The organism is Variovorax sp. SG517, assembly GCF_013376045.1.
Classification (GTDB): Bacteria; Pseudomonadota; Gammaproteobacteria; order Burkholderiales; family Burkholderiaceae_C; genus Variovorax.
In genome coordinates, this window is sequence record NZ_JABMJG010000006.1 from 238253 (window position 1) to 250815 (window position 12563).

Sequence of the window (12563 nt, forward strand, 5' to 3'; positions counted from 1 at the left end):
CCTCGCGCAGAAACCTGATCGCATCCAGTGCGGCCGTTGCCACCGGCTCGCTCGCGATGGGCATGCACGGTGCCGCCGCGGGCGCCCCCGGTTCCGGCAACCGCGACCCGAAGATGACCAGCGACACCGTCACGATGAAGGACGGCACGCGCATCTACTACAAGGACTGGGGCAGCGGCCCGGTGGTCACGTTCTCGCATGGCTGGCCCCTCAATGCCGACGCGTGGGACGGGCAGATGCACTTCCTGGCGCGCAACGGCTTTCGCGTCATCGCGCACGACCGCCGCGGCCACGGCCGCTCGACGCAATCGTCGTCGGGCAACGACATGAACGGCTACGCCGACGACCTGGCCGAATTGTTCAACGCGCTCGACCTGAAGAACGTCTCGATGGTCGGCCACTCCACTGGTGGCGGTGAGGTGGCCCGCTACATCGGCCGCCACGGTTCGAAGCGCGTGGCCAAGGCGGTGCTCATCGGCGCGGTGCCGCCGGTCATGGTGAAGTCGGCTTCGAATCCGGAGGGTCTGCCGATCGAGGTCTTCGACGGCATCCGAGCGGGCGTGGCGGGAGACCGTTCCCAGTACTACAAGGACCTGGCCGTAGCCTTCTACGGCGCGAACCGCAGTGGCGCGAAAGTGTCGCAGGGTGTGCTCGACCAGTTCTGGCTCTGGAGCATGCAAAGCGGCCAGAAGAACGCCTACGAGTGCGTGAAGGCCTTCTCGGAAACCGACTTCACCGAGGATCTGAAGAAGTTCGACGTCCCCACCCTGATCATGCACGGCGAGGACGACCAGATCGTTCCCGTGCACGACTCCGCCAAGAAGTCCGCAAAGCTCATCAAGGGCGCCAGGGAAATCTACTATCCCGGCGCACCACATGGACTCACCGCGACGATGCAGGACAAGGTCAACGCGGACCTTCTTGCCTTCCTGCGCAGCTGAACACGGTCATCCAACCCCTTCGCCATGCTGAACCTCCTACTGCAGACCACGATCGAAGAACAGCCCGATGACTGGGACATCTCGCGCTTCAGCCGGCTGGCTTCATTCCTCGCCGCACTGAGAGACAAAGACGGGGGCCTTGCCTTCCGGGTGACCGCCCGCAACCGCACCCAACGCGGCACGCCGGACCCGGTGCTGTCGATCTTGGACGAATCGGACGTAGACCAACTCTGGCTTTTTGCGGTAGACGGGGGCGACGGCTTGACCGACGCAGACTGCATGGGAATCAGCCGGTTTCGCCGCCTTGGTGGCGCGCTCATGGTGACCCGGGACCACATGGACGTGGGAAGCTCCATCTGCAATCTGGGCGGCATCGGGGCCGCCCACTACTTCCACAGCCACAATCGAGAACCCGACGAGAGCCGGCACTGCGTCGACGACACCTACGCCACGAACATCTCCTGGCCCAACTACCACTCGGGCGCCAACGGCGATTTCCAGCGTGTTCGTTCGGTCGGCAGCATTCACCCCGTCATGCGCGACCGGCAGTCCTCGACCGGCGTCATCCAATACCTTCCCTCGCACCCGCACGAAGGGGTGGTCGGAGTGCCGGCGGATGATTCGACGGGTCGGGTGGTCGTCGAAGGACAGAGCCTCGTCTCGGGCCGACGCTTCAACATCGCCGTGGCGTTCGAGCGCTCGGAACATGGTGGTCGCGCCATCGCGCAGTCGACCTTCCATCATTTCGCCGACTACAACTGGGATCCCGCCTGCGGCTGCCCGACCTTCGTGGCCGAATCGCCCGGCGACGGCATGGCGCGGTTCCCCGAGGCATTGCGCTCGACCAAGCAGTACGCCAGCAACCTCGCCTTCTGGCTCAGCGCCTGAGCCGGTCATGCAAGACACACTCCGCATCACCACCGGCGAGGGCGCCTTCTCGGCGTATGTCGCACGCCCCGCAAGCGCGGGCACAGGCGCAACCGCGCCGGCCATCGTCGTGATCCATGAAGTCTTCGGCGTCAATGCTGACATGCGGCAGTCGTGCGACGAACTCGCCGCGCACGGCTACCTGGCGATCTGTCCCGACCTGTTCTGGCGCATCGAGCCGGGCATCGACATGACCGATCGCACGGAAGCCGAGCTGGCGAAAGCCATGTCGCTCTACAACGCCTTCGACCTCGACGCCGGCGTGCGCGACATCGCCGCCACCATCGCAACCGCACGCGCACTGCCTGAGTCGAACCACCGAGTCGGTCTCGTCGGCTACTGCCTCGGCGGCCTCATGAGCTACTTGACTACTGCTCGCGCAGCCGCTGATGCCGCGGTGGCCTACTACCCCGGCAATGCCGACAAGCACCTCGAGGAGGCAGGCGGCATCGGCAGCCTGCTGATGGTGCATCTCGCGGAAGAAGATGAGTACATCCCACCCGACGCACGCAGGCAGATCGTCGCAGCCCTGGGAAAGAGTCCGCAGGTGCAGCTCCACAGCTACCCGGGATGCCATCACGCCTTCGCGCGACACCGCGGCACCGCCTATGACGCGCAGGCTGCAGGCCTCGCGAACGGCAGGACCCAGGCGTTCCTGGCCCAACACCTGAAGAGCGGCTGAGATTCGCCGCGCGCGGTACGTGGCTGCGATGGCCCTGGTCCTCTCCCACTTCTTTTCCTTAATAAAAAAGCCGCTGGCGTGTGCACGACACGCCAGCGGCTTTTTCGCTTATTCGAGCGGCTGCGTCGACGGAGGCGTGCGCATGCCAACGGCCATGCGGTTCCACGCGTTGATGGCGGCGATCGTCCAGCTCAACTCGACGATCTCCTGGTCACTGAACTGCTTCTTGAGCGCTTCGAAGGCCGTGTCCTGGTCACCGTGCTGGTCGGCAAGGCGCGTCAGTTCCTCGGCCCAGGCCAGTGCCGCGCGCTCGCGCTCGTTGTAAAAGCTGGTCTCGCGCCAGGTCGACAGGCTGTTCAGGCGCTGCCAGGTTTCACCGTGCTTGCGCAGGTCGCGCGCGTGCATGTCGAGGCAGAAGGCGCAGCCGTTGATCTGGGAGACGCGCGTCTGCACGAGTTCCATGAGCGAATGACCGAGCGAGGACTTCGCGATCGAGACGTTGACGCCCGCCATCGCTTGATAGGACTTGGCAGAGACCTCGGTCCAGGGTAGTCGGGGTTGGTTCATATTGGATATTCCTTTTGGGACGGACAATGAAAAACGGGGCGCCTTGATGAGTGGCAAGCCCTTTGCTTGGCAGACGGACACATGCAGTGCGTCGTCTGGAAACACATTAAGGAATCGCTACCGCTCGCACTTCAGCCGTTGGTATGGCAACCACCTCCCCCTTTTGCAGGGGCTGCACATTGGAGGGAGAATCGAGTGCAATTCATCGTGCGCCCATCCGTTGGAGTCCACCATGCTGCGTCTCTATGACAGTCGCCTGTCCGGCAACTCATGGAAGGTCCGCATCCTCCTGAGCCAGCTTGGACTGCCTTACGAGCGTGTCACGCTCGACATCCGCAAAGGCGAAACGCGTGATCCTTCGTTTCGACGGATCAGCCGTTTTGCTCGAGTGCCCGTGCTCTTGCTGGAGGATGGCCGCCCCATCGTGGAATCAGGCGCCATCCTGGTGCATCTCGCCGATGGCACCCGCTATTTGCCGGATGATCCACATCTTCGAACTGAAGTGATGAGCTGGCTCTTCTTCGAACAAGCCGATCTTCAGAAAAGTATTGCTACAGCACGCGTGCTCCACTTGTACGGACTCGCCAACGACCAGATGCAAGACATCGCGCGCTATCACGCCGACGGATACCCTGCACTAGAGAAGTTGGACGAATGGCTTCTCCATCACACTTGGCTCGCTGGTGACAGCTACACCATCGCCGACCTCGCGGCTTCGGCCTATGTGTCGCTCGCCGAGCAAGGAGGCTACGCGATGGCGCGATTCTCTGGCATCGAGGCATGGGTGGCACGCGTGCAGGCCCAGCCTGGATGGGTACCTCTGCTTCACGGGGAGGGCACCTCGTCCAGCGCCTGAGTGCCGCCATCGTTCGGATTTCAGGGACCGAGCGTGCAAGCTTTGCCGCCTTCTCACCTCTGACCAAGCTGCCTACGATTTGATTGCCTTCAACGCGTCGTTGAACGCAACCCCGCCGATCGATAGTTGCTGCGCCTGCCTCGCAGGCCGCCAAGAGGACCGTGATGACGAACACCGAACCGCTGATGGAAATGGCCGCCGCCGCACGCGCTGCCGTGCTCGACCTGAACCGAATCACCGTCGTGGGCGGCAGCCCGGATCCACGGTTCGAACTGTTCCATGCGGCAAGCTCCCTGTGCTCGCAGAAGGTCCGCACGGTACTCAACGAGAAAGCGCTTTCCTACCGTTCCAACGACATGCGCATCCTGGGTTCGATGGAGCCCACCGGACTGGTGCCGGCCGAGCACTACAGCCCCGCCTACATCCGACTACGGCTGGTCGCCGCAAGAGAGTTGGGGCGCGGTTTCGTCTCCGGGTATAGCGGACGCACCTCCGTGGAGACGGAAGGGTTCGATCCCTGCGTCGTGCCGCTGCTGGTCGACCATCAGGAAGGCCGGGTGGTCGCCGATTCGCAGCGCATCTGCTGCTACCTCGATGCTGTGGACCGCCAGCCGGTGCAACTGATTCCCGACGATCCCGCTTCACGCGAGGAGGTGATGCGTCAGGTCGGCATCGTCGACCGGATTCCCAACGGCGCGCTGCTCTATGGCTTCCATCCCGACGCCGACCTCAGGCCCGAAGCGCTCAAGACCTCGATGCGAACGGTCTATCACTACAAGGTCATCGCGCTCGAGCGGCTGATCGCCGATAACGCCGGCGATCCCGAGCTGGTGGCCGCCTATCGCGCCAAGATCACGAAGGAAATCGGTGGCAAGCAGGTGTGTCACGATCCGGAGTTCCAGCGTGCCGCACGCCGTCGCGTCAGCCAGTTGCTGGAGAATCTCGAACTCGACCTGGGCAAGGGCTCTTTCGGCTGCATCAACGGCCACCCCTTCTCGCTCGCGGACGTACTGTGGGGCGTCAATCTCGTACGCATCAACTACCTGGGACTCTCCTCGCTGTGGGAAGCCCTGCCCGGTGTTGCTCGCTACTTCGAAGTGCTTTGCAAACGGCGCTCGCTGTGCGAGGAAGCGATCGGGGCCTCGATCGCCTCGATGCCGCACTCGCGCTTCATGGATTCCGTGGCCAGCTGCCTGGCTGAAGCCACGGCCTGAACTTCACGGCGGCGCACGCCTCGCCCCCCCGCGTCCGCTGCATTTCCCGCCCCATCGATCGTCACGTCTTTCATGACGGAGATGGACACGCACGTACCTTGCAAACCGTTGGGCCACCCATTCCGCCTGTGCCCCTGACTGCCATGACAAACAAGAGCGATCACCGTCCTGTAGGCGCCATCCCTCGCGCCCCTGGCCTTCGCAGCGCGTTGCAGGCGCTGGCCCAGCGGCACATCACGGTGTCGGGCTTGGTCGAGCAGGCGCTCGACGCGGCGGAGTCTTCCAAGCGCATCCTTCGTGCATTCGCCGCTATCGACGAGGAGGGTGCCCTGCGCGCCGCGCGGGAGAGCGAGCGGCGCTACGCGGAAGGACGCACGCGCCCCCTCGAAGGACTGATCGTCGGCGTCAAGGACCTGATCGACACACAGGGCCTCGAAACCAGCTACGGCTCGGCGGCCTGGCGCGGCCACGTCCCCACCACCGATGCGGACCTGGTGACTTCGCTTCGCGAGCGCGGCGCGATCGTTCTCGGCAAGACCACTACGCACGAGTTCGCGTGGGGCGTCACCACATCCAGCACGGTTTTCGGCGACACGCTGAATCCGCTGTACCCGACGCGCATTCCCGGCGGATCCAGCGGTGGCGCGGCCGCGGCCATCGCCTACGGTGCCGTGGCGGCGGGACTGGGCACCGACACCGGTGGATCGGTGCGGATTCCGGCGGCGCTTTGCGGCGTCGCAGGCTTCAAGCCGACGTACGGCGTGCTCCCGACGCGAGGGATATTTCCGCTGGCCCCCTCGCTGGACCACCCGGGACTTCTGGGCGAGACGGTCGACGACATTGCCATCCTGGCCGGCGCCTTTTCCATCGATGCGCTCGGAGACCGGAGCTTCTCCCGAGCCCGCCTCGGCGTACTCCGGGAGGTGCCGCCCGTGCCGGCGACCGCGGAGGTGGCATCGGCCTTCGATGCGGCCGTCACGACACTCGGCGAGTTCTTCGCCTGTGTGAACGTCGAAGCCGAAGGGCTGTTCGACGGCGCCTACGAGGCCTTCGCACACATCGTGCTGACTGAAGGGGGTGCCGGGCACTTCAGGCACAACGATGCGGACCGGATTGCCGCGCACTACAGCCGCGAAACCGTGGAGCGCCTCGAACGCGCCAAGGCGATGACGCTCGGCGAATATGCCATCGCCCATCAGACCCGAAGAGACTTCACAGCCAGGCTGCACCGCGCCATGGCTCGCGTCGATGTCCTCGTGCTCCCGACGTGCCCCTGCACCGCGCCGGCTCTGCATGAAAGCTCGATCCGCATCGGCGCGTGGACTGGCACCGTGCGCGAGGCCCTGATGGCCTACACCGCACCTTTCAACGTCGCGGGGTTTCCAGCGATCTCGATACCCCTCGCACCGCGCGACGGTCAGTTGCCTTCCGCGCTGCAGATCGTCGCCAGGCCGGGCCATGACGGCGCGCTCCTGCAGGTGGCGCGGCAGATGGAACAGCTGCTTCGCACCGAAGCCCCCGCATCACCGATGCGCTGACAGATCCCCACGGAAACAGGAGCACAAGATGAGCAACACCACGCAATCCACGGACCGCCCCACGCCTGGCACCACGCCCCCCGGCCAGACACCCTACAGCGCATGGATACAAACCGATACGCTGCATTCGCTGCAGCGCACTGTCAGCGACCATCCCGGCGAACATGCATGGATCACCCACGTACAGGTGTCGGAACTCTACTGGATGCTCATCATCAAGGAGATGCAATCGGCGCAGCGCTTCCTGCGTGCTGGCGATCTGCCGCAGGCCTACAGGACGCTGCAACGCGTCTCGGCCCACCATGCACCGCTGGACGCGATCTGGCGCTCGATCGACTGGATGACGCCCAACGATCTGCTGGCCATACTTTCACGCGCCGTCGGCACCTATGGCCAGGACACGGCCCTGCAAGGCTGGACCTACCGGCAGATGGTCTATCTGTTCGGCATCAAGCAGGCCGTGCACCTGCAGCACTTTGAGCCGCAACCGCAGCGCCTGGCGCAGCTGCGCCAGGCGCTGGCCGAGCCCAGCCTCTACGACGACGTGCTCGCCTACTTGCAGCGGCGCGGCATGAACGTGCCCCGCGCGCTGCTCGAACGCGATGTGAGCGCACCCTATGCCCCGAGCAAGGAAGTCGAGCAGGTGTGGCGCGACATCTATGCGGCGCCGGACAAGCACTCCGAGCTTCAGCAACTCGGCGAAGTGCTGGCCGACATCGCACAGGGCTTCTGCAACTGGAAGTTCCGGCACCTGATGGCCACGCGCCGCACCTTCGGTGCGCGGCCGGCCTACTTCGGCACCGAAGGCGTCGCGTGGCTCATGCCCACGCTCGAGGAGATTCCGTTCCCCGAGCTCTGGTCGTCGCGCACCTTCATCGGCGATCCGCCGCCCGTGTGTCCGCACATGGCTGGACAACGCCGCTGAAAGTGTTCGCGGGCTCCCGGTCGTTCGCGATTCCGGGACCCAATGTGCAAGCAATGGGGTCTTCCCGGGCAGCCGGGGCGTACCTACGATTTCCAACCATCCACCGCGAAAGCGAGAAAGACGAGCCATGTCAGCCAACCTCTTGATGGAGCCTACGCCCATGCACACGACGCCGTTCATCGACGACCTGATCCGGGAGCGACGCAGCAAGCGCGGCTTCGTCGACCGCGCCGTTCCGCTCGATGTGGTGAAGGACATTCTCTCGGTGGCCAAGTATGCGCCGAGCTCGAGCAACACGCAGCCCTGGCGCTGCTACGTCGTGACCGGTGAGGCCCGCGAGCGCGTCACCAAGGCCGCAGTGGCGGAGTTCCGCGCCAACCACGACAAGCTGGCGCCGGAGTACCCGTTCTTCCCGCAGCCCCTGCACGAGCCCTATTCGACGCGGTTCAACACCTTCCGCGGCCAGCTTGGCGACGCACAGGGCGTGCACCGCAGCGACAAGGTCGGGCGCATGCGCGACGTGGAGCGCCAGTTCCTCTTCTTCGACGCGCCAGTGGGCATCATCTTCACCATGGACCGCCGCCTGGAGTGGGCCAGCTTCCTGTGCTACGGCTGCTTCCTGCAGAACGTCATGCTGGCTGCCAAGGGACGGGACCTCGACACGTGCCCGCAGCAGATCTGGTCGCTGCAGCACCACGTGCTGCGCGCCGAGCTCGGCATCCCGGCCGACGAAATGGTGATCGCCGGCATGTCGATGGGCTGGGCCGACAACGACCTGCCCGAGAACCGCATGACCCTGCAGAAGCACGAAGTCGAGAGTTTCGCGTCATTCATCGAGCAGTGACGAACCACCCTGCCGCCATCGCGACGGTCGCATCCATCCGCATCCAACAAGAGAGGACTCATCCCATGTCGATCATCAAAGGCTTCCACCACCTGACGGCCTGCGTCAGCGGTGCTCAGGAAGACGTGGACTTCTACGTCAAGCTGCTAGGCCAGAGCCTGGTCAAGAAAACGGTGCTGCTGGACGGCGAGGACCCCGTCTACCACCTCTACTACGGCAACGCCCAGGGCGATGCCGGCACGCTGGTGACCTCGTTCCCCTTCCGGCAGAAGGGCGTGAAGGGCCGTCGCGGCTCGGGCCAGATCAAGGTGATCAACTACTCGGTGCCGGCAGGCTCGCTTCACTTCTGGCGCGATCGCTTCCGCGCCCACGGCGTGACCTTCGATGCCGACGTGGTCGAGCGCTTCGGTGAGCAGCGGCAGCGCTTCCAGCACCCATGCGGCATCGAGTTCGACCTGGTAGCGTCCGACCGCGACACGCGCCCTCCGTGCACGGCCGAGGACATTCCCGCCCAATACGCGATCCGCGGCGTGCACAGCATCACGCTGTCGCTGCGCGAGGTGGCCGAATCGATCATCTTCATGCAGGACGCCCTGGCGTTCCGCTATGTCGGCGAGTCGGGCCCGCACCACCGATTCGAGACCGCCGATGGCGTACCCGGCACGATCGTCGAGTTCCTGCACGAGCCGGACCGGCTGCAGGGCTCGTCGATCTACGGCGAGGGCACCATCCACCACGTCGCCTTCGCGGTGGACAACGTGGAGCAGCAGATGCAGATCAAGGAAAAGCTGATGTCGATGGGTCACATCGACACATCCGAGTCGGTCAACCGCAACTACTTCCGCTCGATGTATTTCAAGATGCCCGGCGGCGTGATGTTCGAGGCCGCCACCACCGACATCGGTTTCGCGATCGACGAGGAACCCGGTCATTTCGGCTCGGAGTTCCAGCTGCCTCCATGGCTGCGCGCCCGCAGGGACGAACTGCTGGGCCGCCTGGAACCCATCACGGTCTGAGCGCCGCCCGCTCTTCCACGACGCCTCCCGGAGCAGGCAGCTCCGGGGAAGCGTCTGCTTTTCTTCTTGTCACTCGCCTACTGGCAAAGTCATGTCCAAACCCAAAGTCCTCATTGCCTTCTATTCCCGCAACAGCTCCACCGAACGCCTCGCCAACGCCATCGCGCAAGGCGCGGCGGCCGAAGGGGCCGAAGTGCGACTGCGCCGCGCCCGGGAGTTCGTCGCTCCGGAAATCATGCGCGATGTGCCCGAGTGGTCTGAGCGCGCCAGCGCGATGAACGCGAAGTACGAGGCGCCGACCGAAGCCGATGCCGACTGGGCAGATGCCGTCGTCTTCGGTACGCCGACGCGCTTCGGCTCCATCGCATCGGAGCTCAAGGCTTATATCGATTCCTTGGGTGGCCTCTGGTTCCAGGGCAAGCTCAACGGAAAGGTCGGCTCGGTGTTCGGCTCGACCTCGTCGAGGCACGGTGGCAACGAGGCGACGCTGCTCTCTCTGTACGGCCCCATGGCGCACCTCGGGCTCATCATCGTCCCGCTTGGATACGCCGACCCCGCGATGTTCGCCGCAGGCACGCCCTACGGCGCGACGCACGTCTCCCACAAGGACTCGGTGATGCCCGCGGCTGAAGAGCTCGCGGTGGCCGCCTACCAGGGGCGTCGCGTGGCGCTCACCGCGCGGGCGCTGCGCCTGCCGAAAGCCGTTGCCGAAGCGGCCTGAGGGAGCCAGGAAGCAGGCTGCAGGAGTGGTGATGGCACCCGCTGCGCGGATCGCCCCTGGCGCTATGCTCGGGCCACACTGCCGCCTCGCGCGGCATCCCACCACCCTCTTCCCAGCGCTCTTCGCAGGCCGCCGATGTTGGATCTGAAGGATGTCTTCTACTTCGTGCAGGTCGTCGACCGTGGAGGCTTCACGGCCGCCGGCACGGCATTGCGCCTGCCGAAGTCGACCTTGAGCCATCGCGTCCAGGAGCTGGAGAGCTACTTGGGCGTGCGACTTCTCAACAGGACCTCGCGGCAGTTCGGCATGACCGACATCGGCAAGGAGTTCTACGAGTACGCCGTGGCGATGCTGCACAGCTCCGAGGTCGCCGAAGAGGCCGTACGCCAGCGCCTGACCGAGCCCAGCGGCGTGATCCGCCTGACCACGGCGGTGGAGATCGCGCAGTTCGCGCTGCGCGAGATCCTTCCTGTCTTTCTCAACCAGTATCCGAAGGTGCGCGTGATCGAGATCGCGACCGACCGGTACGTGGACATCGTGGGCGAAGGCTTCGACCTAGCGATACGCGGACACACAGCCCCGCTGCAAAACTCCACGCTGGTGCAGCGCGCGCTCGCGGATGTGCCGTGGTACCTGTTCGCGAGTCCAGCCTATCTCAAAAAGAACGGTGTTCCCGAAAGCCCGGCCGATCTTGCGCAGCACGCAACCGTCGCGATGGTACGCAACGGCCCGCTCCAGTGGCAGTTGCACGGGCCGCACCGCGAGGAGATCGTGATGCCCATCGATCCACGCTTCCAGAGCAACAACATGGTCGCGCTGAAGGAAGCCGCGTGCGCCAGCCTGGGCATTGCCGCGCTGCCGGGCTACATCTGCCGCTCGGAACTGCGCTCCGGCGCCCTTCAGCAACTGCTGCCCGACTGGTCGGCTGCGGATGCGCGCATTTCCGCGCTCATTCCCTTTCGCACCGGCCTGCTTCCGGCGGTGCGTTCGCTGGTCGATTTCCTAGCGGTGGAAATCCCGGTCATCACGGCCTTCGACCACCCTTCGCACTTCGTCTAAGCCCCTCCAACGCCCCGCGCCGTCGTCCACACACATGGACGCTGTGTCTGGCAAACAGCGGCTTGTGACCCGGAGATGCCCAGCCTATCTTGTCGGTCCGACATACAACGTGCGACCGACATGAATCACTTGAACTGCTTGCCGCAAGAAGGCATCTACTGGGGCCAACACATCCTGCAGGGCGTCGTTGCACGGCTCGGCGATCATGGCATCCATCGACCGATCACTTTCACGGTGGCGCCTCTGGAAGCCCTCTACCGCAGCTGCGTCCAGCCCAACCTGAAGGAGCAGGCGGGCAGCTTCACGGAACTGCCCGCGCACGTGCCGGACGTCGCGGTGCAGGAAGGGCTCGACGCCTGCCTGCAAGCCGGTGCCGGATCGATCGTCGCGCTCGGCGGCGGATCGGTGCTCGACGCGGCCAAGGCGGTATCGCATCTGCATCACGAGAAGACCGGGCGCTACCTGCCCATCACCGCCTTGCCCACCACGCTGTCGGGCTCCGAGTTCTCGCACTACTTCGGCATCACCGAGACAGACGGCCCGCAGAAGTTCAAGCGCAGCTATGCGGTGCGCGAGACGGTGCCGAAGGTGGTCGTGATCGATCCGGTGCTCGTGTCCGACACCCCGCGCTCGCTGCTGCTCGCATCGGCCGTCAAAGGCATGGACCATGCGGTGGAGGGCATGCGCAAGGTCACGAAGGAGCATCCTCACGCGATCATGGCGGCCAGCGGCCTAGCCCGGTTTCTGCACATCCTGCAGAAATGGCCACAAGCTGTGGAAACACGTGCGGCGCTCGAGCAGGGGCTGGTGACGGCCGACGACCTGCTGCAATTGCAGCTCGCGGCGTGGCAGTGCTACTTCTCGCCAGCTTCGGTCATCTATGGCCTCAGTCACCGCATCGGCCACATCTTGGGCGGCACCTTTGGCCTGCCGCACAGCGTGACCTCCTGCATCACGCTGGCACCGGTGATACGTGCCTGCGCTGACTTCTACGGGGACAAGCTCGGCGTCTTCGCCGCGACGCCCTCCAGTGCTTCGCAGAATGCAGATGTTGCAGCCCACCTGGCCGAACAGATCTCGCAGGTGGTGAAGTCGCTCGGCCTGCCCGACCGCATCAGCGCGTTCGATCTCGATCCGGCCAAGCTCCCCGAGGTCGCCCGGCTGCTGAAGAAAAACTATCCCAATGAAGTGGCCGATCTCGGCGACAACGCGAGCGTCAAGCTCGACGAGTTGCTGCAGAGCCTGTGGTGAACCGAAGGCGCCATTGGTGCCT

13 protein-coding genes are annotated in these 12563 nt (G+C 64.8%); 12 read left to right on the forward strand and 1 reads right to left on the reverse strand.

Annotation, left to right across the window (positions count from 1 at the left end):
- The first annotated feature begins 113 nt into the window (after positions 1-113).
- From FHT32_RS19750 to FHT32_RS19760, 3 genes are read left to right on the forward strand one after another with little or no spacing between them, the layout of a single operon-like run.
- Entirely contained in the window at positions 114-941 is an 828-nt protein-coding gene (locus FHT32_RS19750) for an alpha/beta fold hydrolase (RefSeq protein WP_256099101.1), read from the forward strand.
- A 24-nt stretch (positions 942-965) separates the two neighbouring features.
- Positions 966-1829, forward strand: coding sequence for a hypothetical protein (locus FHT32_RS19755; protein WP_176666296.1), 864 nt, complete (start codon positions 966-968; stop codon positions 1827-1829).
- Between the two features lie 7 nt (positions 1830-1836).
- Positions 1837-2550: a dienelactone hydrolase family protein gene (locus FHT32_RS19760; protein WP_176666297.1), complete on the forward strand. Its 714-nt coding sequence runs from the start codon at positions 1837-1839 to the stop codon at positions 2548-2550.
- Between the two features lie 108 nt (positions 2551-2658).
- Here the strand turns inward: FHT32_RS19760 and FHT32_RS19765 are convergent, their stop codons facing one another.
- Positions 2659-3117, reverse strand: a complete 459-nt coding sequence (locus FHT32_RS19765) for a carboxymuconolactone decarboxylase family protein (protein WP_176666298.1) — start codon at positions 3115-3117, stop codon at positions 2659-2661.
- Between the two features lie 232 nt (positions 3118-3349).
- Between FHT32_RS19765 and FHT32_RS19770 the strand changes: the two genes are divergently transcribed.
- The 9 genes from FHT32_RS19770 to FHT32_RS19810 all read left to right on the forward strand — a co-directional run bounded on the left by FHT32_RS19770 (position 3350) and on the right by FHT32_RS19810 (position 12541).
- On the forward strand, positions 3350-3973 hold the full coding sequence (locus tag FHT32_RS19770) for a glutathione S-transferase family protein (RefSeq protein ID WP_176666299.1): 624 nt from the start codon (positions 3350-3352) through the stop codon (positions 3971-3973).
- A gap of 164 nt (positions 3974-4137) precedes the next feature.
- Positions 4138-5187, forward strand: coding sequence for a glutathione S-transferase family protein (locus tag FHT32_RS19775; protein ID WP_176666300.1), 1050 nt, complete (start codon positions 4138-4140; stop codon positions 5185-5187).
- Between the two features lie 143 nt (positions 5188-5330).
- Positions 5331-6725, forward strand: a complete 1395-nt coding sequence (locus tag FHT32_RS19780) for an amidase (protein WP_176666301.1) — start codon at positions 5331-5333, stop codon at positions 6723-6725.
- A 28-nt stretch (positions 6726-6753) separates the two neighbouring features.
- On the forward strand, positions 6754-7650 hold the full coding sequence (locus FHT32_RS19785; RefSeq protein WP_176666302.1) for a tryptophan 2,3-dioxygenase: 897 nt from the start codon (positions 6754-6756) through the stop codon (positions 7648-7650).
- Positions 7651-7810: 160 nt separating this feature from the next.
- A complete protein-coding gene (locus tag FHT32_RS19790; protein ID WP_176666558.1) occupies positions 7811-8494 on the forward strand; it encodes a nitroreductase in 684 nt (227 codons plus the stop codon).
- A gap of 65 nt (positions 8495-8559) precedes the next feature.
- On the forward strand, positions 8560-9510 hold the full coding sequence (locus FHT32_RS19795) for a ring-cleaving dioxygenase (protein WP_176666303.1): 951 nt from the start codon (positions 8560-8562) through the stop codon (positions 9508-9510).
- A gap of 91 nt (positions 9511-9601) precedes the next feature.
- Positions 9602-10231: an NAD(P)H:quinone oxidoreductase gene (gene wrbA / locus FHT32_RS19800; RefSeq protein WP_176666304.1), complete on the forward strand. Its 630-nt coding sequence runs from the start codon at positions 9602-9604 to the stop codon at positions 10229-10231.
- Positions 10232-10366: 135 nt separating this feature from the next.
- Positions 10367-11290 carry a LysR substrate-binding domain-containing protein gene (locus tag FHT32_RS19805; RefSeq protein ID WP_176666305.1) on the forward strand — a complete coding sequence of 308 codons (924 nt, stop codon included), beginning with the start codon at positions 10367-10369 and terminating at the stop codon, positions 11288-11290.
- 120 nt (positions 11291-11410) lie between these two features.
- Positions 11411-12541, forward strand: a complete 1131-nt coding sequence (locus FHT32_RS19810; RefSeq protein WP_176666559.1) for an iron-containing alcohol dehydrogenase — start codon at positions 11411-11413, stop codon at positions 12539-12541.
- Positions 12542-12563: the final 22 nt, after the last annotated feature.

Excerpts from the sequence above, each read along its gene's own strand:
- FHT32_RS19760 (WP_176666297.1), top strand. The coding sequence starts at position 1,837 with ATGCAAGACACACTCCGCATCACCACCGGCGAGGGCGCCTTCTCGGCG.
- FHT32_RS19785 (WP_176666302.1), top strand. The coding sequence starts at position 6,754 with ATGAGCAACACCACGCAATCCACGGACCGCCCCACGCCTGGCACCACG.
- FHT32_RS19780 (WP_176666301.1), top strand. The coding sequence starts at position 5,331 with ATGACAAACAAGAGCGATCACCGTCCTGTAGGCGCCATCCCTCGCGCC.
- FHT32_RS19810 (WP_176666559.1), top strand. The coding sequence starts at position 11,411 with ATGAATCACTTGAACTGCTTGCCGCAAGAAGGCATCTACTGGGGCCAA.
- FHT32_RS19795 (WP_176666303.1), top strand. The coding sequence starts at position 8,560 with ATGTCGATCATCAAAGGCTTCCACCACCTGACGGCCTGCGTCAGCGGT.
- FHT32_RS19805 (WP_176666305.1), top strand. The coding sequence starts at position 10,367 with ATGTTGGATCTGAAGGATGTCTTCTACTTCGTGCAGGTCGTCGACCGT.
- FHT32_RS19750 (WP_256099101.1), top strand. The coding sequence starts at position 114 with ATGACCAGCGACACCGTCACGATGAAGGACGGCACGCGCATCTACTAC.
- FHT32_RS19775 (WP_176666300.1), top strand. The coding sequence starts at position 4,138 with ATGACGAACACCGAACCGCTGATGGAAATGGCCGCCGCCGCACGCGCT.
- FHT32_RS19770 (WP_176666299.1), top strand. The coding sequence starts at position 3,350 with ATGCTGCGTCTCTATGACAGTCGCCTGTCCGGCAACTCATGGAAGGTC.
- wrbA (WP_176666304.1), top strand. The coding sequence starts at position 9,602 with ATGTCCAAACCCAAAGTCCTCATTGCCTTCTATTCCCGCAACAGCTCC.
- FHT32_RS19765 (WP_176666298.1), bottom strand. The coding sequence starts at position 3,117 with ATGAACCAACCCCGACTACCCTGGACCGAGGTCTCTGCCAAGTCCTAT.
- FHT32_RS19790 (WP_176666558.1), top strand. The coding sequence starts at position 7,811 with ATGCACACGACGCCGTTCATCGACGACCTGATCCGGGAGCGACGCAGC.
- FHT32_RS19755 (WP_176666296.1), top strand. The coding sequence starts at position 966 with ATGCTGAACCTCCTACTGCAGACCACGATCGAAGAACAGCCCGATGAC.